Source organism: Streptomyces sp. NPDC007896 (genome assembly GCF_042959425.1).
GTDB lineage: Bacteria > Actinomycetota > Actinomycetes > Streptomycetales > Streptomycetaceae > Streptomyces.
This window is the reverse complement of sequence record NZ_JBIBKX010000011.1, coordinates 252,429-272,509: the sequence shown is the minus strand read 5'-3', so window position 1 is coordinate 272,509 and position 20,081 is coordinate 252,429. Positions and strand designations below refer to the sequence as shown.

31 protein-coding genes and 1 pseudogene are annotated in these 20,081 nt (G+C 65.4%); 2 read left to right on the top strand and 30 right to left on the bottom strand.

The window, feature by feature from the left end:
- Nucleotides 1-171: 171 nt before the first annotated feature.
- The 26 genes from ACFZDJ_RS32760 to ACFZDJ_RS32635 all read right to left on the bottom strand — a co-directional run bounded on the left by ACFZDJ_RS32760 (nucleotide 172) and on the right by ACFZDJ_RS32635 (nucleotide 14,347).
- Complete coding sequence (locus tag ACFZDJ_RS32760) at nucleotides 172-552, bottom strand: hypothetical protein (RefSeq protein ID WP_168510326.1); 381 nt, start codon at nucleotides 550-552, stop codon at nucleotides 172-174.
- A gap of 176 nt (nucleotides 553-728) precedes the next feature.
- Nucleotides 729-1,379: an adenylate kinase gene (locus tag ACFZDJ_RS32755; RefSeq protein ID WP_168510324.1), complete on the bottom strand. Its 651-nt coding sequence runs from the start codon at nucleotides 1,377-1,379 to the stop codon at nucleotides 729-731.
- Nucleotides 1,379-2,692 (bottom strand): preprotein translocase subunit SecY, encoded by a 1,314-nt coding sequence (gene secY, locus ACFZDJ_RS32750; RefSeq protein ID WP_168510322.1) that lies wholly within the window; start codon nucleotides 2,690-2,692, stop codon nucleotides 1,379-1,381. Before secY ends, ACFZDJ_RS32755 begins: the two co-directional genes overlap by 1 nt.
- Nucleotides 2,693-2,920: 228 nt before the next feature.
- Nucleotides 2,921-3,376, bottom strand: a complete 456-nt coding sequence (gene rplO / locus ACFZDJ_RS32745) for a 50S ribosomal protein L15 (protein ID WP_060901489.1) — start codon at nucleotides 3,374-3,376, stop codon at nucleotides 2,921-2,923.
- 2 nt (nucleotides 3,377-3,378) lie between these two features.
- Nucleotides 3,379-3,561, bottom strand: coding sequence for a 50S ribosomal protein L30 (rpmD, locus tag ACFZDJ_RS32740; protein ID WP_060901490.1), 183 nt, complete (start codon nucleotides 3,559-3,561; stop codon nucleotides 3,379-3,381).
- A 2-nt stretch (nucleotides 3,562-3,563) separates the two neighbouring features.
- The gene (rpsE, locus tag ACFZDJ_RS32735; protein ID WP_055513610.1) at nucleotides 3,564-4,166 is read right to left on the bottom strand and encodes a 30S ribosomal protein S5; all 603 of its coding nucleotides are present in this window, start codon (nucleotides 4,164-4,166) and stop codon (nucleotides 3,564-3,566) included.
- Between the two features lie 41 nt (nucleotides 4,167-4,207).
- Nucleotides 4,208-4,591, bottom strand: coding sequence for a 50S ribosomal protein L18 (gene rplR, locus ACFZDJ_RS32730; protein ID WP_168510320.1), 384 nt, complete (start codon nucleotides 4,589-4,591; stop codon nucleotides 4,208-4,210).
- 3 nt (nucleotides 4,592-4,594) lie between these two features.
- Nucleotides 4,595-5,134, bottom strand: a complete 540-nt coding sequence (gene rplF, locus ACFZDJ_RS32725; protein WP_101400121.1) for a 50S ribosomal protein L6 — start codon at nucleotides 5,132-5,134, stop codon at nucleotides 4,595-4,597.
- A gap of 24 nt (nucleotides 5,135-5,158) precedes the next feature.
- Nucleotides 5,159-5,557: a 30S ribosomal protein S8 gene (gene rpsH, locus ACFZDJ_RS32720; RefSeq protein WP_055614920.1), complete on the bottom strand. Its 399-nt coding sequence runs from the start codon at nucleotides 5,555-5,557 to the stop codon at nucleotides 5,159-5,161.
- Nucleotides 5,558-5,767: 210 nt separating this feature from the next.
- Nucleotides 5,768-5,953, bottom strand: a complete 186-nt coding sequence (locus tag ACFZDJ_RS32715; protein WP_003948630.1) for a type Z 30S ribosomal protein S14 — start codon at nucleotides 5,951-5,953, stop codon at nucleotides 5,768-5,770.
- Between the two features lie 5 nt (nucleotides 5,954-5,958).
- Nucleotides 5,959-6,516, bottom strand: coding sequence for a 50S ribosomal protein L5 (gene rplE / locus ACFZDJ_RS32710; RefSeq protein ID WP_075028517.1), 558 nt, complete (start codon nucleotides 6,514-6,516; stop codon nucleotides 5,959-5,961).
- Entirely contained in the window at nucleotides 6,516-6,839 is a 324-nt protein-coding gene (gene rplX / locus ACFZDJ_RS32705) for a 50S ribosomal protein L24 (RefSeq protein WP_067367101.1), read from the bottom strand. The genes rplE and rplX overlap by 1 nt, the downstream gene beginning before the upstream one ends.
- A gap of 2 nt (nucleotides 6,840-6,841) precedes the next feature.
- Nucleotides 6,842-7,210, bottom strand: coding sequence for a 50S ribosomal protein L14 (gene rplN / locus ACFZDJ_RS32700; protein WP_003998823.1), 369 nt, complete (start codon nucleotides 7,208-7,210; stop codon nucleotides 6,842-6,844).
- A 200-nt stretch (nucleotides 7,211-7,410) separates the two neighbouring features.
- Nucleotides 7,411-7,698: a 30S ribosomal protein S17 gene (gene rpsQ, locus ACFZDJ_RS32695; RefSeq protein ID WP_099921127.1), complete on the bottom strand. Its 288-nt coding sequence runs from the start codon at nucleotides 7,696-7,698 to the stop codon at nucleotides 7,411-7,413.
- Nucleotides 7,698-7,922, bottom strand: a complete 225-nt coding sequence (rpmC, locus tag ACFZDJ_RS32690) for a 50S ribosomal protein L29 (protein ID WP_003998824.1) — start codon at nucleotides 7,920-7,922, stop codon at nucleotides 7,698-7,700. The genes rpsQ and rpmC overlap by 1 nt, the downstream gene beginning before the upstream one ends.
- Nucleotides 7,922-8,341, bottom strand: coding sequence for a 50S ribosomal protein L16 (rplP, locus tag ACFZDJ_RS32685; protein ID WP_010986348.1), 420 nt, complete (start codon nucleotides 8,339-8,341; stop codon nucleotides 7,922-7,924). The genes rpmC and rplP overlap by 1 nt, the downstream gene beginning before the upstream one ends.
- Nucleotides 8,342-8,346: 5 nt before the next feature.
- Nucleotides 8,347-9,183, bottom strand: a complete 837-nt coding sequence (rpsC, locus tag ACFZDJ_RS32680; protein ID WP_067367107.1) for a 30S ribosomal protein S3 — start codon at nucleotides 9,181-9,183, stop codon at nucleotides 8,347-8,349.
- On the bottom strand, nucleotides 9,183-9,530 hold the full coding sequence (gene rplV, locus ACFZDJ_RS32675) for a 50S ribosomal protein L22 (protein ID WP_003974262.1): 348 nt from the start codon (nucleotides 9,528-9,530) through the stop codon (nucleotides 9,183-9,185). The genes rpsC and rplV overlap by 1 nt, the downstream gene beginning before the upstream one ends.
- 41 nt (nucleotides 9,531-9,571) lie before the next feature.
- Nucleotides 9,572-9,853: a 30S ribosomal protein S19 gene (gene rpsS, locus ACFZDJ_RS32670; RefSeq protein ID WP_015035577.1), complete on the bottom strand. Its 282-nt coding sequence runs from the start codon at nucleotides 9,851-9,853 to the stop codon at nucleotides 9,572-9,574.
- Between the two features lie 12 nt (nucleotides 9,854-9,865).
- Nucleotides 9,866-10,702, bottom strand: coding sequence for a 50S ribosomal protein L2 (gene rplB, locus ACFZDJ_RS32665; RefSeq protein WP_075028519.1), 837 nt, complete (start codon nucleotides 10,700-10,702; stop codon nucleotides 9,866-9,868).
- Nucleotides 10,703-10,740: 38 nt separating this feature from the next.
- The gene (gene rplW, locus ACFZDJ_RS32660) at nucleotides 10,741-11,157 is read right to left on the bottom strand and encodes a 50S ribosomal protein L23 (protein WP_168510318.1); all 417 of its coding nucleotides are present in this window, start codon (nucleotides 11,155-11,157) and stop codon (nucleotides 10,741-10,743) included.
- Nucleotides 11,157-11,813, bottom strand: a complete 657-nt coding sequence (rplD, locus tag ACFZDJ_RS32655; RefSeq protein WP_037747970.1) for a 50S ribosomal protein L4 — start codon at nucleotides 11,811-11,813, stop codon at nucleotides 11,157-11,159. The genes rplW and rplD overlap by 1 nt, the downstream gene beginning before the upstream one ends.
- A gap of 5 nt (nucleotides 11,814-11,818) precedes the next feature.
- Nucleotides 11,819-12,463, bottom strand: coding sequence for a 50S ribosomal protein L3 (rplC, locus tag ACFZDJ_RS32650; protein ID WP_101400119.1), 645 nt, complete (start codon nucleotides 12,461-12,463; stop codon nucleotides 11,819-11,821).
- 17 nt (nucleotides 12,464-12,480) lie between these two features.
- Nucleotides 12,481-12,789 (bottom strand): 30S ribosomal protein S10, encoded by a 309-nt coding sequence (gene rpsJ / locus ACFZDJ_RS32645; protein WP_003948644.1) that lies wholly within the window; start codon nucleotides 12,787-12,789, stop codon nucleotides 12,481-12,483.
- 587 nt (nucleotides 12,790-13,376) lie between these two features.
- Complete coding sequence (locus ACFZDJ_RS32640; protein WP_391064187.1) at nucleotides 13,377-13,739, bottom strand: hypothetical protein; 363 nt, start codon at nucleotides 13,737-13,739, stop codon at nucleotides 13,377-13,379.
- Nucleotides 13,740-13,834: 95 nt separating this feature from the next.
- The gene (locus tag ACFZDJ_RS32635; RefSeq protein WP_391064184.1) at nucleotides 13,835-14,347 is read right to left on the bottom strand and encodes a hypothetical protein; all 513 of its coding nucleotides are present in this window, start codon (nucleotides 14,345-14,347) and stop codon (nucleotides 13,835-13,837) included.
- A 1,385-nt stretch (nucleotides 14,348-15,732) separates the two neighbouring features.
- Between ACFZDJ_RS32635 and ACFZDJ_RS32630 the strand changes: the two genes are divergently transcribed.
- Together ACFZDJ_RS32630 and ACFZDJ_RS32625 are read left to right on the top strand one after the other, a co-directional pair.
- The gene (locus tag ACFZDJ_RS32630) at nucleotides 15,733-15,963 is read left to right on the top strand and encodes a hypothetical protein (protein WP_391064181.1); all 231 of its coding nucleotides are present in this window, start codon (nucleotides 15,733-15,735) and stop codon (nucleotides 15,961-15,963) included.
- Nucleotides 15,964-16,024: 61 nt separating this feature from the next.
- Nucleotides 16,025-16,256 (top strand): annotated as a pseudogene (locus ACFZDJ_RS32625) (transposase family protein); the annotation flags it as partial.
- A gap of 142 nt (nucleotides 16,257-16,398) precedes the next feature.
- Here the strand turns inward: ACFZDJ_RS32625 and ACFZDJ_RS32620 are convergent.
- From ACFZDJ_RS32620 to ACFZDJ_RS32605, 4 genes are all read right to left on the bottom strand, one after another.
- The gene (locus ACFZDJ_RS32620) at nucleotides 16,399-16,893 is read right to left on the bottom strand and encodes a hypothetical protein (protein WP_391064178.1); all 495 of its coding nucleotides are present in this window, start codon (nucleotides 16,891-16,893) and stop codon (nucleotides 16,399-16,401) included.
- A 120-nt stretch (nucleotides 16,894-17,013) separates the two neighbouring features.
- Nucleotides 17,014-17,475 carry a hypothetical protein gene (locus ACFZDJ_RS32615; protein WP_391064175.1) on the bottom strand — a complete coding sequence of 154 codons (462 nt, stop codon included), beginning with the start codon at nucleotides 17,473-17,475 and terminating at the stop codon, nucleotides 17,014-17,016.
- A 209-nt stretch (nucleotides 17,476-17,684) separates the two neighbouring features.
- Nucleotides 17,685-18,218, bottom strand: a complete 534-nt coding sequence (locus ACFZDJ_RS32610) for a hypothetical protein (protein WP_391064172.1) — start codon at nucleotides 18,216-18,218, stop codon at nucleotides 17,685-17,687.
- A 64-nt stretch (nucleotides 18,219-18,282) separates the two neighbouring features.
- Complete coding sequence (locus ACFZDJ_RS32605; protein ID WP_391064169.1) at nucleotides 18,283-20,079, bottom strand: alpha/beta hydrolase; 1,797 nt, start codon at nucleotides 20,077-20,079, stop codon at nucleotides 18,283-18,285.
- Nucleotides 20,080-20,081 lie beyond the last annotated feature (2 nt).

Below are 20,081 nucleotides of genomic sequence, written 5' to 3'. Positions count from 1 at the left end.
GGAATCTGGCCGGTTGGCGCGAAGGACAGCGAAGGAGTTCACCGCGTGCGGGCCCCTGTGCCACGGACAACGAAGGGGCTGCTCCCGCAACACCGGAGCAGCCCCTCTGCAGTTGATCTCAGCCCACGAGCAGGTCAAGCATCATGGGTCGAGAGCGAACTCATCCGCGGTTTACTCGTTGAACCAGTCCGGCGACCAGACGGAAGCGCCTCCACCGTTCCACCAGACCTCCATCTTGTAGACGGAGAGCTGGCCGATGTTCTCGCCCTTCTTGTCGCAGCCGGAGTCGCCGCCGTCGTCAATGGTCCACAGTCGCGACGTGATGCCGGCGGAGTTCCGGACCCACAGAGCACCGGTCACCCCGTAGCCGTCGGCCTTGGTGTCACAGACCGAGAACACATCGCCGTCGTCGTGGAAGTGCATGTACCCACGGCCCGACGGAAGGTTGATCTGCTTGTCGCTGTCGGCCTGCGCCGAAGCGCTCACCCCGACGACCAGGGCAGCGGACGCGCCAACGACCGCGGCGGCACGCGCGAGCTTTGACTTGATCATGATCCCTCTTTCCCCAATGAGGTTGCACATCACCGGTGTTGCCGGTGAGATTGCAGTGATCCGAACACTAGTTCACCCGCGCAGAGCATGTCCACATCAAATCACCCCCCGGCGATCATGACAAAGGCTGCTCCGGACCAGCCGGAGCAGCCTTGTCGTCGTCCTTGCAACCCTGATCAGGGGCGCGGCAGCGCCTCCATGGCGCGTCCCGTGACCTCTTCCACCTTGCCGAGGGCCGAGATCGTGACCACCAAGCCCTGGGACTTGTAGTAGTCGATGATCGGCTCGGTCTGGCTGTGGTAGACCTCCAGGCGCTTGCGCACCGTGTCCTCGGAGTCGTCGTCACGCTGGTACAGCTCGCCGCCGCAGACGTCGCAGACGCCTTCGCTCTTCGGCTGCTTGTACGTCACGTGGAAGACGTGCGCCGAGTCGTTGCGGCAGATGCGGCGGCCCGCGATGCGCTTGACCACCTCGTCCTCGGGGACCTCCAGGTCCAGCACCGCGTCCAGCTTCATTTCCTCGGCCTCGAGCATCTCGTCGAGGGCCTCGGCCTGCGAGACGTTACGAGGGAAGCCGTCCAGCAGAAAGCCGTTCGCGGCGTCCGGCTGCTCCATGCGGTCCTTGGCCATCCCGATGGTGACCTCGTCCGGCACCAGGTTGCCGGCGTCCATGTACGCCTTGGCCTGCTTGCCCAGCTCCGTGCCCTGGCTGATGTTGGCGCGGAAGAGGTCGCCCGTGGAGATGTGCGGGATCGACAGGTTCTTGGCGAGGAACGCAGCCTGCGTTCCCTTCCCGGCACCGGGCGGCCCGACGAGGACGATTCGCATCAGCGGAGGAACCCTTCGTAATTGCGCTGCTGAAGCTGGCTCTCGATCTGCTTCACCGTCTCGAGACCGACACCCACGATGATCAGGATGCTGGTACCACCGAACGGGAAGTTCTGGCTTGCCCCGAAGCCAACCAACGCCACCGTCGGTACGAGAGCGATCAGACCCAGATACAGCGAACCCGGCCAGGTGATCCTGTTGAGCACGTAACTGAGGTACTCAGCGGTCGGTCGGCCAGCCCGGATGCCCGGGATGAAGCCACCATACTTCTTCATGTTGTCGGCGACTTCTTCGGGGTTGAAGGAGATCGCCACGTAGAAGAACGCGAAGAACACGATCAGCAAAAAGTACATGCTGATGTAAATCGGGTGGTTACCCTTGGTCAAATTCTGCTCAACCCAGGTTTTCCAGCCGGAAGTGTCCTTGGAGAACTGGGCGACCAGAGCCGGGATGTAGAGCAGCGACGACGCGAAGATGACGGGAATCACACCCGCCTGATTCACCTTCAACGGGATGTAGGTGGACGTACCGCCGTAGGACCGGCGGCCGATCATGCGCTTCGCGTACTGGACCGGAACGCGGCGCTGGGCCTGCTCGACGAAGACGACCAGGCCGACCATGACCAGGCCGACCAGGATCACGGTGCCGAACTCGATCCAGCCGCCGGCCAGCGTGCCCTGCGTCTTGATCGCCCACAGCGCGGACGGGAAGGTCGCGGCGATCGAGATGAACATGAGGATCGACATGCCGTTGCCGATGCCGCGGTCGGTGATGAGCTCGCCCAGCCACATGACGACGCCCGTACCGGCGGTCATGGTGACGACCATCACGATGGTCTGGAAGATCGACTGGTCAGGAACGATCTGGTTGGCAACCTGGCAGCCGCTGAACAGGGCGCCGCTGCGGGCGGTCGCGACAAGGCCGGTGCCCTGAAGGATCGCCAGCGCCACCGTCAGGTAACGGGTGTACTGCGTGATCTTCGCGGTGCCGGCCGAGCCCTCCTTCTTGAGGGCTTCGAGGCGCGGGATCACCACCGTCAGCAGCTGCAGAATGATGCTCGCCGTGATGTACGGCATGATGCCGAGCGCGAAGATCGTGATCTGCAGCAGCGCACCACCACTGAACATGTTGACCAGCCCGAACAGACCCTGGTTGCCCTTGGCCACGTCGATACAGGTCTGGACGTTCTTGTAGTCGACACCTGGGATCGGTACGTGGGTACCGACCCGGTAGACCACGATGATGCCGAGCGTGAAGAGCAGCTTCTTGCGCAGGTCGGGCGTCTTGAACGCCCGGGCGAACGCGGTGAGCACGGTGCCTCCTGCGACCCCCGCGCAACTGCGTCAGAGGTGACGGTCTTGAGGTTCGACGAATAGGTAGGTATCGGTCGACTGCCGCCCGATGGAACGCCGGACGAAAGTCGGCAGTGCAGGCCACCTTACCGGCGAGACTGCCCCCCTAGGAACGACCAACCGGGGATACCCCTTTTGTAGGGGCACCCCCGGTCGGGTTCGCTCATGTCATCGAGACGCCTGGAAAGATCAGACGAGCTCGGTGACGGTACCGCCGGCGGCGGTGATCTTCTCCTTGGCGGAGCCGGAGACGGCGTCAACCGAAACCTGCAGCGCGACGGAGATCTCGCCCTGGCCGAGGACCTTGACGAGGCTGTTCTTGCGAACGGCACCCTTGGCGACGAGACCCTCGACGGTGACCTCGCCACCCTCCGGGTACAGCGCGGCCAGCTTGTCGAGGTTCACGACCTGGAACTCGGTCTTGAACGGGTTCTTGAAGCCCTTCAGCTTCGGGAGGCGCATGTGGAGGGGCATCTGCCCGCCCTCGAAGCGCTCCGGAACCTGGTAGCGGGCCTTCGTGCCCTTGGTACCACGACCGGCCGTCTTACCCTTCGACGCCTCACCACGACCCACACGGGTCTTGGCGGTCTTGGCGCCCGGGGCGGGACGGAGGTTGTGGATCTTGAGCGGGTTGTTCTCCGCCATGATCAGTCGACCTCCTCAACCGTCACGAGGTGGCGGACGGTGTGCACCATTCCGCGGAACTCGGGGCGGTCCTCCTTGACGACCACGTCGTTCAGGCGCTTGAGCCCGAGCGAACGCAGGGTGTCGCGGTGGTTCTGCTTGCTGCCGATGTACGACTTCGTCTGCGTGATCCTGAGCTGAGCCATGATTACGCACCCGCTCCCGCACGTGCACGAAGCAGAGCCGCGGGGGCGACGTCCTCGAGGGGCAGACCGCGGCGGGCCGCGATCTCCTCGGGACGCTGCAGGCCCTTGAGGGCCGCCACGGTCGCGTGCACGATGTTGATCGCGTTGGACGAGCCGAGCGACTTCGACAGGATGTCGTGAACGCCGGCGCACTCGAGCACCGCACGCACCGGGCCACCGGCGATAACGCCGGTACCGGGGGAAGCAGGCTTGAGCAGGACGACGCCCGCAGCCTTCTCGCCCGTGATCGGGTGCGGGATGGTGCCCTGGATACGGGGGACCTTGAAGAAGTGCTTCTTGGCCTCCTCAACACCCTTGGCGATGGCGGCCGGCACCTCCTTGGCCTTGCCGTAACCAACACCGACGGTGCCGTCACCATCGCCCACCACGACCAGCGCGGTGAAGCTGAAGCGACGACCACCCTTCACAACCTTGGCGACGCGGTTGATCGCGACGACACGCTCAACGTACGCGGTCTTCTCGGCAGCAGCGCCGCCGTCACGGCCCTTCCGGTCCCGCCGCTCGCCGCCACCGGCACCGCTTCCGCGGCGCTGGGGTCCAGCCATTGGAATTACCTCTCTCTGTTTCCGCTAGCTACGGAACCGACTCAGAACTTGAGTCCGGCTTCGCGGGCGGCGTCCGCCAGAGCGGCAATGCGCCCGGCGTACTGGTTACCACCACGGTCGAATACGACAGCCTCGACACCGGCGGCCTTGGCGCGCTCGGCGACAAGGGCGCCGACCGACTTGGCCTGCGCGGACTTGTCGCCCTCGGCACCACGGACCGTGGTGTCCAGGGTCGACGCCGACGCGAGGGTGTGACCCTTAACGTCGTCGATGACCTGGGCCACGATGTGACGGTTGGAGCGCGTCACGACCAGGCGCGGACGCTCAGCCGTACCCGAGATGTGCTTACGGATCCGGATGTGGCGACGCTTGATGGCAGCACGCTTGTAAGCGTCGCCCTTAGCAATCTTGACACCGTATGCCATGGCTTACTTACCCGCCTTTCCGACCTTGCGGCGGATGACTTCGCCTTCGTACTTGACGCCCTTGGCCTTGTACGGGTCGGGCTTGCGCAGCTTGCGGATGTTGGCCGCAACCTCTCCGACCTTCTGCTTGTCGATGCCCTCGACCGAGAACCGCGTCGGGTTCTCGACCTTGAAGGTGATGCCTTCGGGGGCCTCGACGGTGATCGAGTGGCTGTAGCCGAGCGAGAACTCCAGGTTGGAGCCCTTCGCCAGGACGCGGTAACCGACACCGCTGATTTCGAGCTTCTTCACGTAACCCTGGGTCACGCCGGTGATCATGTTCGCCACCAGCGTGCGGGACAGGCCGTGCAGGGCCTTGTTCTGACGCTCGTCGTTCGGGCGGGTGACATTGAGAATGCCGTCCTCACCCTTGGCGACCTCGATCGGCGCCGCGACGGTGTGGGAGAGGGTGCCCTTGGGGCCCTTCACCTGGACCGTACGGCCGTCGATGGTGACGTCCACGCCGGCGGGAACCGTGATGGGGAGCTTGCCAATACGCGACATAGCTGTTTCCTCCGTTCCCTTCCGTTACCAGACGTAGGCGAGAACTTCTCCGCCTACGCCCTTCTTGCCGGCCTGCTTGTCGGTGAGGAGACCGTGCGACGTGGAGATGATCGCCACGCCGAGGCCACCGAGCACCTTGGGCAGGGAGGTGGACTTCGCGTACACACGCAGACCCGGCTTCGAAATCCGCTTGATGCCCGCGATGGAGCGCTCACGGTTCGGGCCGAACTTCAGCTCGAGGACGAGCTTCTTGCCGACCTCGGCGTCCTCGACCTTCCAGCCGGTGATGAAGCCCTCCTGCTGGAGGATCTCCGCGATGTGCGACTTGATCTTGCTGTGCGGCATCGCGACATCGTCGTGGTACGCCGAGTTCGCGTTACGCAGACGAGTAAGCATGTCTGCGATGGGATCAGTCATGGTCATGAATTGGCCTTCGGCCTCTCTCGCCGGGGTTTCCTGTATGCGCCATCCCTCTCCCCACTCAGTGGCGGGACGGGTGCGGTGCGGGGACCTACGGCGTAGTAAGTCGTACGGGCGTCAGGCGCCCAACCCTCCTAGCCTAAGCCATGGAGGGCAGGGCACCTGACCGAACCCTTTACTTACCGAGAGCCCTGGAATCCCTTGTTGGGGGGACTACCAGGAGCTCTTGGTCACGCCCGGCAGCTCGCCACGGTGAGCCATCTCACGAAGGCAGACGCGGCACAGGCCGAACTTGCGGTACACGGAGTGCGGACGGCCGCAGCGCTGGCAGCGCGTGTAGCCACGTACGCCGAACTTGGGCTTACGAGCAGCCTTGGCAATCAGAGCCTTCTTCGCCATCTCGCTTACGCCTCCTTGAAGGGGAAGCCGAGGTGACGGAGAAGGGCACGGCCCTCAGCGTCGTTGGTCGCCGTGGTCACCACGGTGATGTCCATGCCCCGGGTACGGTCGATCTTGTCCTGGTCGATCTCGTGGAACATGACCTGCTCCGTGAGACCGAAGGTGTAGTTGCCACGGCCGTCGAACTGCTTGGGGGACAGACCACGGAAGTCGCGGATGCGCGGCAGCGCGAGCGACAGGGTGCGGTCCAGGAACTCCCACATGCGGTCGCCACGGAGCGTGACGTGGGCACCGATCGGCTGACCCTCACGCAGCTTGAACTGCGCGATGGACTTGCGGGCCTTGGTGACGGCCGGCTTCTGACCGGTGATCGTGGTCAGGTCACGGACGGCACCGTCCATGAGCTTCGAGTCACGGGCGGCGTCACCGACACCCATGTTGACCACAATCTTGACGAGGCCGGGAACCTGCATGACGTTCTCGTAGGAGAACTCCTCACGCAGCTTGCCCGCGATCTCCTCGCGGTACTTCGTCTTGAGACGCGGAGTCGTGGTGGTAGCCATCAGATGTCCTCACCCGTCCGCTTGGCAACGCGAACCTTGTTGCCCTCATCGTCGAAGCGGTAACCGACACGCGTGACGACCTTGTTGCCGTCCTTCTCCACGACGAGCTGAACGTTGCTCACGTGAATCGGGGCCTCGGTCGTGACGATGCCGCCGGCCTGGGAACCGCTGGCGGTCGGGCCGGCCTTGGTGTGCTTCTTGACCCGGTTGACACCCTCGACCAGGACGCGCTCGTCGCGCGGGTAAGCGGCAATGACCTTGCCCTGCTTGCCCTTGTCCTTGCCGGTGATGACCTGAACCGTGTCACCCTTCTTGATCTTCATGCTTACAGCACCTCCGGCGCGAGCGAGATGATCTTCATGAACTTCTTCTCGCGCAGCTCACGGCCGACGGGGCCGAAGATACGGGTGCCGCGAGGGTCGCCGTCGTTCTTCAGAATGACGGCGGCGTTCTCGTCGAAGCGGATGTACGAGCCGTCCGGACGGCGGCGCTCCTTGACGGTGCGAACGATGACCGCCTTGACGACGTCACCCTTCTTCACGTTGCCGCCGGGGATCGCGTCCTTGACGGTGGCGACGATGACGTCACCGATGCCCGCGTAGCGGCGACCGGAGCCACCGAGCACACGGATGCAAAGGATTTCCTTCGCCCCCGTGTTGTCGGCGACACGCAGTCGCGACTCCTGCTGGATCACGTCTATCTCCTGATTGTCTGCCGGTTCCCGCGGGGATCCCTTTCGGGTCGCCCCGCGAGCCTGGCGGAACCGTCCTGCGGGTAAGCCCCGCAGGAATTACTTGGCCTGTCGAGGGAGAAAACCTCCGCCGGGGGCCGGGCACCTGACGGTGCGGCAGACCCCCGGCGGGGGGCAACGGGGGGACTGAGCCCCCCGTTTGATTACTTCGCCTTCTCGAGGATCTCCACGATGCGCCAGCGCTTCGTCGTGGACAGCGGACGCGTCTCCATGAGGAGGACGCGGTCGCCGATACCCGCGGCGTTCTGCTCGTCGTGGGCCTTCAGCTTGCTCGTACGGCGGATGACCTTGCCGTACAGGGCGTGCTTGACGCGGTCCTCGACGGCGACGACGACGGTCTTGTCCATCTTGTCGCTGACGACGAGACCCTCACGGGTCTTGCGGAATCCGCGCGCCTCAGTTGTGTTCTCGGTCACGTTGCTCTCGCTCATCAGGCGCTCTCCACCGTTTCGATGCCCAGCTCGCGCTCACGCATCAGGGTGTAGATCCGCGCGATGTCCTTGCGGACGGCCTTGAGCCGACCGTGGTTCTCGAGCTGACCGGTCGCCGCCTGGAAGCGGAGGTTGAACAGCTCTTCCTTGGCTTCGCGAAGCTTCGCGAGAAGCTCCTCGTCACCCAGTTCGCGCAGCTCGGACGCCTTGGTACCGGCCGACATCACGCTTCACCTGCCTCGCGCTTGACGATCCGGCACTTCATCGGCAGCTTGTGGGCTGCGCGAGTGAGGGCCTCACGGGCGATCTTCTCGTTGGGGTAGGACAGTTCGAACATGACCCGGCCCGGGTGCACGTTCGCGATCCACCACTCCGGCGAACCCTTACCGGAACCCATGCGGGTCTCGGCAGGCTTCTTCGTGAGCGGGCGGTCCGGGTAGATGTTGATCCAGACCTTGCCGCCACGCTTGATGTGGCGGGTCATCGCGATACGGGCGGCCTCGATCTGGCGGTTCGTCACGTACGCCGGCGTGAGGGCCTGAATGCCGTACTCGCCGAACGAAACCTGCGTACCGCCCTTGGCCTGACCACGGCGCTTGGGGTGGTGCTGCTTGCGGTGCTTGACCCTACGGGGGATCAGCATGTCGGTCAGGCCTCCGTTCCGGTGCTCTCAGCCGGAGCGGCAGCCGCCGGAGCCTCGGCCTTGGGGGCCTCGGCAGCGGGAGCCTGCTGCGGCTTGCGGCCGCGGCCGCCACGCTCGCCACCACGGCCACCACGGCCGGCCGGGCGGTCGTTGCCGCCACCACGGGCCGGGCGGTTGCCGGCGCGGGCAGCGGCGTTCTCGGCGCGGACCTCGGCGATGTTCTTGACGTCGCCCTTGTAGATCCAGACCTTCACACCGATACGGCCGAAGGTCGTCTTGGCCTCGAAGAAGCCGTAGTCGACGTTCGCACGGAGCGTGTGCAGGGGCACACGGCCCTCGCGGTAGAACTCCGAGCGGGACATCTCGGCGCCGCCGAGACGGCCACCACACTGGATCTTGATGCCCTTGGCGCCGGCCTTCATCGTGCCCTGCATGCTCTTACGCATGGCACGGCGGAAGGAGACGCGGGAGGACAGCTGCTCGGCAACGGCCTGAGCAACCAGCTGAGCGTCGGTCTCGGGGTTCTTGACCTCGAGGATGTTCAGCTGGACCTGCTTGCCCGTGAGCTTCTCGAGGTCACCGCGGATGCGGTCGGCCTCGGCGCCACGGCGGCCGATGACGATGCCGGGACGCGCGGTGTGGATGTCCACCCGCACGCGGTCACGGGTGCGCTCGATCTCAACCTTCGAGATGCCGGCGCGCTCCATGCCGGACGTCATCATCCGACGGATGGCGACGTCTTCCTTGACGTAGTCCTTGTACAGCTTGTCGGCGTACCAACGGGACTTGAAGTCCGTGGTGATGCCGAGCCGGAACCCATGCGGGTTAACCTTCTGGCCCATTACCGGGTTCCTTCCTTGCTGCTGACGACCACGGTGATGTGGCTGGTCCGCTTGCGGATCCGGTAGGCACGGCCCTGGGCGCGCGGACGGAACCGCTTCAGGGTCGGACCCTCGTCGACGTACGCCTCGGAGATGAAGAGGCTGTCGGCGTCGGTGTGGTCGTAGTTGTGCGCGGCGTTGGCAATGGCGCTGTCAAGCACCTTGCCGACCGGCACGCTCGCGGCCTGCGGGGCGAAACGCAGGACCGCCTGAGCCTCCGTGGCATCCATGCCACGGATAAGGTCCACCACGCGGCGGGCCTTCATGGGCGTAACGCGGATGTACCGCGCCTGGGCCCTGGCTTCCATGGTTGTCCTTCCAGTGTCTGTCATGGTCATTCCACCCCGCGTTAGCGGCGCTTCGACTTCCGGTCGTCCTTGACGTGACCCCGGAAGGTGCGCGTCGGCGAGAACTCGCCGAGCTTGTGGCCGACCATCGACTCGGTGACAAACACCGGAATGTGGGTCTTGCCGTTGTGCACCGCGATCGTGTGGCCGAGCATGGCCGGGATGATCATCGAGCGACGGGACCAGGTCTTGATGACGTTCTTGGTACCGGCTTCGTTCTGAGCGTCCACCTTCTTTACGAGGTGGCCGTCAACGAAGGGTCCCTTCTTGAGACTGCGCGGCATCTAAACCCGCTCCTAGCGCTTCTTGTTCGTCTTGCGGCGGCGGACGATGTACTTGTTCGAAGCCTTCTTCGGCGAACGAGTACGACCCTCCTTCTGACCCCACGGCGAGACCGGGTGGCGACCACCGGAGGTCTTGCCCTCACCACCACCGTGCGGGTGGTCAACCGGGTTCATCGCCACACCGCGGACGGTCGGGCGAACGCCCAGCCAGCGCTTACGGCCGGCCTTACCCCAGTTGATGTTGCTCTGCTCGGCGTTGCCGACCTCGCCGACCGTGGCGCGGCAGCGCTGGTCGACCAGGCGGATCTCACCGGAAGGCATACGAAGGTGGGCCATCGTGCCCTCCTTCGCGAGCAGCTGCACCGAGGCACCGGCGGAGCGGGCGAACTTGGCACCGCCACCGGGACGGATCTCGATCGCGTGGATCGTGGTACCGACCGGGATGTTGCGGAGCGCCAGGTTGTTGCCGGGCTTGATGTCGGCCCCGGGACCGTTCTCGACGCGGTCACCCTGCTGCAGGTTGCGCGGGGCGAGGATGTAGCGCTTCTCGCCGTCCGCGTAGTGCAGCAGCGCGATGCGCGCGGTGCGGTTGGGGTCGTACTCGATGTGCGCGACCTTCGCCGGCACGCCGTCCTTGTCGTGACGACGGAAGTCGATCACTCGGAAGGCGCGCTTGTGTCCGCCACCCTGGTGGCGAACGGTCACACGACCGGAATTGTTACGGCCGCCCTTGCTGTGCAGCGGGCGGACCAGCGACTTCTCCGGCGTGGACCGCGTGACCTCGACGAAGTCGGCGACGCTGGAGCCACGACGGCCCGGCGTAGTCGGCTTGTACTTGCGGATTCCCATTTCTCAGTCCTCGTCCGATATCGGACCAGGGCGCTCCGTTAGGAGGCCTGGCCGAAGATGTCGATACGGTCGCCCTCAGCGAGGGTCACGATGGCGCGCTTGGTGTCAGCACGCTTACCGAAGCCACTCTTGGTCCGCTTGCGCTTGCCCTGGCGGTTGATCGTGTTGACCCCGGTGACCTTGACCGAGAAGACCGCCTGGACGGCCTGCTTGATCTGGGTCTTGTTGGCGCCCGGCGCCACGACGAAGGTGTACTTGCCCTCGTCGAGCAGCGCGTAGCTCTTCTCGGAGACGACCGGCTTGAGAAGGACGTCACGGTGGTCCGTGAAGCTCTTGCTCAGCGGCGTCTCGACGGTGTTCTTGCCCTCGGCCTCGTGACGCTTCGCCTTGGCGACGCGCGCGACCTTCTTGGCCTTGGCGGCCTTCGAGGCAATGCTCGGGTGACGCGTAGCCATCAGGCTTCGCTCCCTTCGGTGTCAGCGGCCTGGGGGCCAGACACGAAGGACTCGAAAGCGGCCTGGGTGAAGACCACGTCGTCCGAGACGAGAACGTCGTACGTGTTCAGCTGGCCCGGCTCCAGGATGTGGACCTGGGGCAGGTTGCGCGCGGAAAGCAGCGCGGCCTCGTCGGAGCGCTCGATGACCAGGAGCACGTTCTTGCGCTCGCTGACCTTGCCGAGGAAGCTCTTGGCGGCCTTGGTGGAGGGGGTCTCGCCCTCGATCACGCCGGTGATGACGTGGATGCGAGCGTTGCGGGCCCGGTCGGTGAGGGCGTGGCGCAGGGCCGCGGCCTTCATCTTCTTCGGGGTCCGCTGCGAGTAGTCACGCGGCGTGGGGCCGTGGACGACGCCACCGCCGGCGAACTGCGGCGCACGGGTCGAACCCTGGCGCGCGCGGCCGGTGCCCTTCTGGCGGTAAGGCTTCTTACCGCCACCGCGGACCTCGCCACGACGCTTGACCTTGTGCGTGCCCTGACGGGCGGCGGCCAGCTGTGCGACGACGACCTGGTGAAGCAGCGGAATGCTGATCTTCTCTACGTCGAAGATCTCGGCCGGGAGCTCAACGGTCCCGGCGGTGTCGCCGGAGGGCGACAGAATGTCAATGGTGCTCATAGTCCTCAGGCCCCCTTGGCCGCGGTGCGGACCAGGACGAGGCCGCCGTTCGGACCAGGAACCGCGCCCTTGATAAGGAGCAGGCCCTTCTCCGCGTCAACGGCGTGAACGGTCAGGTTCTGGGTGGTGACCCGCTCGTTGCCCATGCGACCCGCCATGCGGAGGCCCTTGAACACACGACCCGGGGTGGCGCAGCCACCGATGGAGCCGGGGGAGCGGTGCTTGCGCTGGGTGCCGTGACCGGCGCCGAGGCCCTTGAAGTTGTGACGCTTCATGACACCGGCGAAGCCCTTGCCCTTGCTCTTGCCGGTGACGTCGACCTTCACGCCCGCCTCGAAGACCTCGGCGGAGATCTCCTGGCCGAGGGTGTACTCGGAGGCATCCGCGGTGCGGATCTCGACGAGGTGACGACGGGGGGTGACGTCGGCCTTGGCGAAGTGACCCTTGAGGGGCTTGTTCACCTTGCGCGGGTCGATCTCGCCGAAGGCGATCTGGACCGACTCGTAGCCGTCGATGTCGTTGGTACGCACCTGGGTGACGACGTTGGGGCCGGCCTTGACGACGGTGACCGGAACAACACGGTTGTTCTCGTCCCACACCTGCGTCATGCCGAGCTTCTCGCCCAGGATGCCCTTGATCTGCTTAGCCATTCTCAGATCACCGATCCCTAGAGCTTGATCTCGATGTCGACACCGGCCGGGAGGTCGAGTCGCATCAGAGAGTCAACGGTCTTGGGCGTCGGGTCGAGGATGTCGATCAGGCGCTTGTGCGTGCGCATCTCGAAGTGCTCGCGCGAGTCCTTGTACTTGTGCGGCGACTTGATGACGCAGTACACGTTCTTCTCAGTGGGCAGCGGCACCGGGCCTGCGACCGACGCACCAGTGCGGGTCACCGTCTCGACGATCTTCTTCGCCGAGCTGTCGATGACCTCGTGGTCGTAGGCCTTGAGCCGGATGCGGATCTTCTGTCCCGCCATGGCTACTCAGTAGTCCTTTGTCTCGTGAAACGCTCTGGAACCCGGGGGTTCGCGTCCCGTATCTCCGACCCACGCGGTCGGGTGTGTCGCGCTCCTGCCGCAGAAATATCCGTCACGGATTTCCCTACGAGGGACGCGGCCCGCCCGAAAGCAACCGCAGGACCGGAGGCTGGAACACCCACCGGGCGCCTGGCCCGCACCCCGCTGACACTTCCCGAAAGATTCCCGTACGTCCGCCCCAGCGCTGCCTTACGGCAGTTGAGGCGACGAGTACTGTGGGACTCGCTTCCGGTCCTCCCGACGGGAGGCGCGCAGCATCGGCACTCGACCGAGCAACCCCGTTAGTCTGCCATACGGGGCGGGGGCCTGGCCAATCGAGCCGAGGATCGTACCCCTTGAGTGACGCAGGTCAAACCCTTGCCGCCTGCGTGCCCCGACGGAGGTCGCCCTGGTCGGCCTTGAGTCGGCCGACCGGGACGAACTGTGACGATGAGTGGAAGTCCGCGCACAGTACGTGACGCCCGCCGCGCGGTGGGCGGCGCCGGCACAGCCGATGAACGAGGATCCCGCGCGAAGCGGGCTCGGGATCATGCGGCGACGGCACAGGACCACAGGACGACGAACACGGGTACGGCACAGGCCAGGGGCCCGAGCAGGGCGAGCCGGGTCGTTCGGGCCAAGCGGCGAAAGCCCGGAGCGAAGTAGAGGCCGCCCAGTACGACAGCGGCCACTGCGAGCTGCGTGACCGGTGTCCGCAGGATCGGCCAGGGTGAACGCCATCCCTCCGAGTCCGCCGAGTTCATCACAGTCACGAGGATGAAGAAGCCGGCCACGACGGCCATCAGCAGAGCCGCGCACCCCCAGAAGAACCGGGCGAGCCCGGCGAAGACGGGCCAGTCGGCGAGATCGCGGGGCTTGACGACGCGTACGGGACCTTGTGTGACGCTCATGGCGACAGCCTGTCGCCGGACGTGGGCGGGCGGCATGAGCGTGCGTACTCAACCGGTACTCAAGGAAGTACCCCTTGCTCGGGGTCCCGCCGACCTCACAGTTTGCCGGTGATGACTCCGCGCCAGGTCCACCCCGCGCCCAGAACGGCGTCGTGCAGGGAGTTCTTGAGCTCGGAGCTGTCGAAGCTGAACGTCTCGGTCACTTCGAGGCCACCGTCCTCGCCCCCGCCGAGCGTCCACTGCTTCGAGACCGTCCGCACCTGACCGCGTTGGACCTCGGCCGAGATGGACAGGCTAGGGGTGCCGCCGACCCAGGTGACCTCGTACTGCTGGTCGAGGGAGCGCACCTCCTTCTTCTCCGGGACCAGGCGCATACGGACCTGGAACACGCGGCTCACCTGGTTGCGGGCGAAGAAGGTCTGCCAGGCCGGCTCCAGCATCCGCCACTCCGCCACCAGCTCGGCGCCCTCCGCGCGGCCGTCCCGGATGACATACGGGACATCGGAGCGATTGAGCCCGAACAGCGCCGCGCGGACCTCGGCGGCGGATCGGGGGGCGACATCGTCGGCCGGGCGCTTGGTTCCGGTCAGCTTGTCGAAGAGTCCCATGAAGTCAACCTATGCCGATTCCCCGCCGGTGTCCGGGCGGACCCTGTGCACGAAGTCCCGGAAGTCGCCCAGGACGGCGGGGTGTTGGGACGCGGTGGCGGTCAGGACCAGGCGGATCACCGACGGCTTGCGTGGATGGGCGACGTCCAGTTGGTCGGGCCGGTGTCGGATCCGGCGCCACCCTCGGCCAGAGCGAGGCCGGCGCCGACGGGTGGGTCTCCGAAGGAGAGAGCGAGGCCTCCGGCCCCGGCGTCGGAACAGCGGTCCGGAGACCGTGGCGGGCGCCGAGTCAGGCCCCGTACGACAGGCTTCCCGAGAATCGGGCGTCGCGTGGGAACTCGTTCCGGGAACAGCGACCGGTCCGGACGACCCGCTTCCAGACCGTTTCATCGCCGTCGAATCGGCCGCAGGTCTGTCCGATCAGCTGAGGGCAATCGCTCAGGTTTGGCGCTCCGAGAGCCCCGACCTACCCGGCAGCGGCCTCGCGCCGACCCTCGCCGCCGTCTAGAAGCCCCCCGACCGGCTGACGGGCGGGGCCGCCCCGGAGGTCGTTCGCTCGGCAAGCACTTCGCTGCTGACCTCCAGCTTCGCGGCCGCTGGAGTGGAAGATGTCGTGACGGAGAGACCGGAGGCGGTCGGCCGACGCGTCCAGGTGGGCCTCCTGCTCGAGGAGTCCGCTCAGACATCGGCTGCGTTCGCGGCGCTGTCGCCCAAGGTGGCCGTCTGACACCGGGTGGCGTCCGTAGGCGTGCTGCACGCCAAACTGATCGCTGCCGACCGGCACACTGCTTTCCGCGGTTCGCAACAAGCACAATGGTCGACTGACGACGCGCTGCCCGGCACCATGTGAACTTGCCCAAGGACGGCACCGACGATCTCGTCCGCAACGCCGTCAACGCAGGCTGGGACGCCAGTAGTGAGTACCGGAGCAACACGAAGGAGCGTCCCTAGTGGGGAAGTCACAGAACAGCCCGACGCCGCTTACTTCTTGGCGGAACACAAGAGTCGTCCTTCTGTTCCTAGTGGTTCTCGGGCTCTTCTGCGCCGCCGGATGGACTTTCCTGAACAAAGGTCTCTATCTGCTCCCCGGCAAAATGTGTGAAGGCACTCTCGAACGGGACATGGTCAAAAGCGTTCTGCCGTCGGCGCGATCGGCCGACAGTGGCTCCGCCAGCCAGGGCGCGGGGGGTGGGATTACTTTCGGGTGTTATGTCACCACCAGCAATGACTCGTCCCTCTCCGGGGAAGCCCGGGTCCAGCCCACCTCGCGTGAGAAATGGCTCGCCTACTATCGAGGGTCCGGGGGCCAGAATCGGATCATCCGCGTCTCTGTCGGCAACATAGAAGCTCTGGCTCAGGTCAATCCCGGTGCGGACACTTCATCGGTGTACGTGCCCTGTGCTCCGCCAAGTGTCCCCTCCTACAACGCCTCCCAGCCCTATGCCGTCGTCGGAGAGGCCCGGATCCACGGACCTGCCAAGGCCACGGGCGTGCCACTGCGGCAGGCCCTGACGGACTTCACCTATCAACTCACCAAACGCGCCTACAAACTGGCCGAGTGCAAGGATCCCCGCGACTTTCCCGAGGAACTGCCCCGCTACGAGAACAACCGATGAAGGACGAGGAGATCCTCGCGTACTTCGATCGCCGCGGTCGGGTCGAGCTGCGTACCGGCCGCATCGGCGCGCCGCAACTCTGGACATCCCGACTCTGACCGACCTCGGCCACGAGAAAGCCGGCGACGGATACCACCACCCGGTCAAATAGTCCCGAGGGCCGCGAACTGCTCCTCGAACAGAAGACGTTCAACAAGGTGATCCGGGGCATCCACAGCGTCGCCGAACGCGCCAACGCCCTGCTGAAGGTCACCTTCAAAGCCCTGCGCAGAGTCAGCCTGGACCCTGCGCGGGGCGGCGTGCCAGGTCGGCCCCCTCGCCGCGCTGGCTCGTCTCACCCGAGAACGGCATCATGCGCCGCGCCTGAGCCAAGGGGCATCCCTAAGCCCCGGCTCCCGCCTACGAACACATGCTCCGCACGCCCGTTGAGGCGTCTCAGCGGCGCAACTGGAGGGGCGCCTGCTGGCTCGGGAGCTCCGGGTCGCCGTACGCGCCCATGGGAGTGCCCGACGGATAGCGCGCGCATTCGGCATACGCACGCACCATGAGACGGTCACCGGGGTACGCCTCGACCGTGACGGTGTCATCGGTCCCCGGGGGCCGCGTGCTCAGCTCGTTCCGGAACTTGCTCTCCTCGTACGAGGTGACCTTCCACCCCTGCCGGGCCAACTCGCCCCTCGCCCGCCGAAGCGCTGCCTTCGCCTGCGCCGAGGAGACCCCCTCGAGCGCCCACTCACTGTCCACGTCGACCACGCCCGGCACACTCGGCGGGGAGTCGCTCAGCTGCTTGGACAGGTTGCTGAACCCCCGGCAGTAACAGCCGGAACCGTCGGCCTCCACACCACTCCCGGGCCAGTCGGAGGCCAGCACCGCGGCCAAGACGTTGATCGCCTTGCGGCGCTGCCCGAAGCCGGTGTTTCTCTGTGTCATGTCCAGCATCGTCCGCAGCGGCCGCACCGCGAGCATGAGTACGTGTGCTCAACCTCCGCCGACTTCCCACTCACCCCGGTTATGCGCACTTCAAGCTCGTTGCGGTGTCTCACCGAACGCTCAGAGCTTGAGCACTCCCCGCCAGGTCCATCCGGCGCCGAGCACCACGTTCCGCAGAGGGTCCGTCATCTCCCGGGTATCGAAGCGGAACGTCTCGACCTTGCGCCGGCGGCCGTCGGGGCCCTGCTTGGTCTCCCACTGCCGGTACACCGCGGGCGCGTGCCCACGTCCGTACTGCGCATCGGCATGGTCGGACGAACGGTTCTCCCACCGCTCGTCGAGGAAACGCACCTGGTGCTTCTCCGGAATCAGGCGCATGCGGGTCTTGAGGGCCACGCCCACTTCCCGGATCCGGCACTCCGCGACCAGATCGGCCTTCTCCTTGGGGAGGGCGTTGCGCACGCGAAACGGCACATCCGGCCCGTTGAGCGCGAGCAGCGCGGCCCGGAGTTCTACGGCCGGCACCAGTACGACACCGCTGTCGGGGTACTTGGTGCCGGTCAACTTGTCGAAGAAGCCCATCGGATCAACCTGCCTAAGTATGCGCGCGCGGAGGGATTGAGTGCCCCTCCCAATGCCTCGGACGGCCATCGTTGATGGGGTTCTGCCGCTCCTCGCCTTTGGGAGCACAGCCTGTGCCGGGCCCACGACGAGCTCTGGGACATGCACGGGCGTGGCAGTGGCTGTGTCCTGATGACCACCCACGGCCGTGCCCACCTGTCCGGGTCGTATCAGAACTGCTCGATCTTCTGGCCGTCCGGAACCTGATAGCAGCCGGATACGACGAAGAAGCTGAGGTTCGACGGATTGTCCTTGGCCTGGTAGACGATTTTTACGCTGAATTTCTTCGTGTCGTTGTCGGCCGTGAGGCTGAGGTTCTTGTTCCGGCTGCTGTCCGGTCCGTATTCGACAACCTTCCAGCCATGCTTGGGAAGTTTTGACTTCAGCTGTTCCATTGCACCCTCGAGCTGCTGGGACGAGGTCGGAGTGAAGGACCAGGAATGGAAGATCTGGAAGTATTTATCCGGGTCCTTTTTTCCGCACTCCTTGACTCCCGGCCCAGTGTCGGATGCCTTCCCTTTGAGGTCGATCAGGTTGTACAGATCGCTGGAAGTCTTCTTCGCATGCTCGGCGGCGTCACTTGACGTGCTGACGCCGGAAGACGGGATGTCGTCGGAATTTTTGGTGTCAGTCACGCTGCATCCGGTGAGGGTCGCAAGGGCGATGGGCAGAGTGAGCGCGATTGCGCCCAGTTTCGTCTTCAAATCGGGGACCTCGTTTGATCGAACCGGGACACGGGCCGGCCTGTTGGCCGGGCAGCCATGCTTCCTACTTCACATGCGCCCAGGGGTCCGGCGGCGGCTTCAGCTCTACGTCGTCACCCTTTCCGACCGCGACCCGGGCCTGGTTCCGCAGGCTGTCGGAGCCCGCATCCCAGTAACCGCTGTGGCCCTCGGTATCCGTGGTCATCTGGTTGGCGCCGAAGCTCGGATCACTGGGAACGACCCAGCCATCCCCACCGTGGCCGAAACGACCGATGTCCGGAACAGGGTCTCCGTCGGCCTCCTCGTTCCACACGTGCCCCGCGGGGACGTCCAGGTCCGTTGCGTGGGAAACCTTGACGCCGGGGCTGCCTGCGAGGACAACATCATCGGCGTTGAGCTGCCCCGTCTGGGCCGCGGCGCCGACAAGGGTCGTTCCGTACGAGTGAGCGATCACAGTTCGGTGCGGATCCGAATCACCGGAATGTGATGCGTCAAGGCCGTCCATGAAGTCGCGGAACGCCGGAGCGCCGTCATATGCGTAGTGTTCGAACGGCGAGTCTTTGACGAGATTCTGAGGTGCGTCGTAGCCGAGCCAGGTGATCGTAGAAACAGACTCGCCATGTGCCTCGGTATTGGCCACACGCCACAGGTCCGTCATTCGGCCGATATCGCCGTCGATTTTGCCCAGATTCGATGTTGTGCCCGGCACATACACTGCCTGATGATCAGCGGTGTCGGGATTCCCGTTGGCGACAATCGCCCGCCCATTGCCGTCCGCGTTGAACCCCAGCAGGTACGCCTCGGGCAGCCCACCATTACCCGTCGCGTCGAAGCGGGTCTGGATCGACTCCATGCCCTTGAGGGATGCGGTGAGGTGATCGTACCGATCCCCGTACTTGTTGTACCAATCCATCCATTCATCGGTATGCACCTTGGACGCATAGCCCCCGGCGCTGATCCAGGTCCACTCATTGAGCGGCGGCGCCGGTATCGAATTCAGCTCTGTCTGCATCTCGCCCCGTACCTCGTCGAACACGATGCGGTTGGCCTCGTCCCGAACCGTGGCGGGCAGCCCGTCGAGCGCGCCCACGGAGTCGGGATGCATGGAGACCCACGCGGCCTGCTCCTCCGCACTGAGTCCCTTCCACCACCCCGCGTTGTCCTTCGGGCTGCCGTTCGTGGGTGGCTGCGGCAGCGAGTCGAGATACTTCTTGCCCGCCTCGCTCACACCCTTCGTGTCCGAGGAAGCGTCGGCCCAGTCCTTGTCGGAGACGGTCAGATCGTCGTCCGCCTTCAGCGCCCGCAGCTTCGGCGCCCACTTCTCGTCGGCCTCCGTCGCCTCCTTGAGGGCAGCGGCGATCTGGTCCGCGTAGTCCTGCGCGAGGCGGTGATGGGGGTTGGGGTCGAAGTTGGCCGCCTGACGGCCCACCGCGGAGGCGGTCCCATCCGTCAGGCCGCTCACTGTGCCGCCCTCGGGAGTCTTGCCGTCCTCGCCCTTCTCGCCGGCCGGCGGATAGGTGATCGAGCCGTCGGCGTTCACGGTGAGTTTCGCTGCCTGTGCGCCCTCAAGAGCCGCGTCGAGCTTGCTCTTGGCCGCTCCCACCTCGTACGAGAAGGCTTCGAGAGCCGTACTGACGAGACCGCATTCGACCTGGACGTAGTGGAAGTTCTTGCCCAGTTCCGTCAGCTGATTGATCGCCGCGGTCGCGGCCTCGCCTTTCAGGGAGTTCCTCATGGCCACGGCGATCTGGTTGTCGATGCGATCCTTGGCCGCGCTCGCCATGTCGGACGTGCTGCGGTATCCGTCAGCCGCTTCCGAATACTCGGTCGGTTTGAGGGCTTTGAGCGTTGCAAGGTCCATGC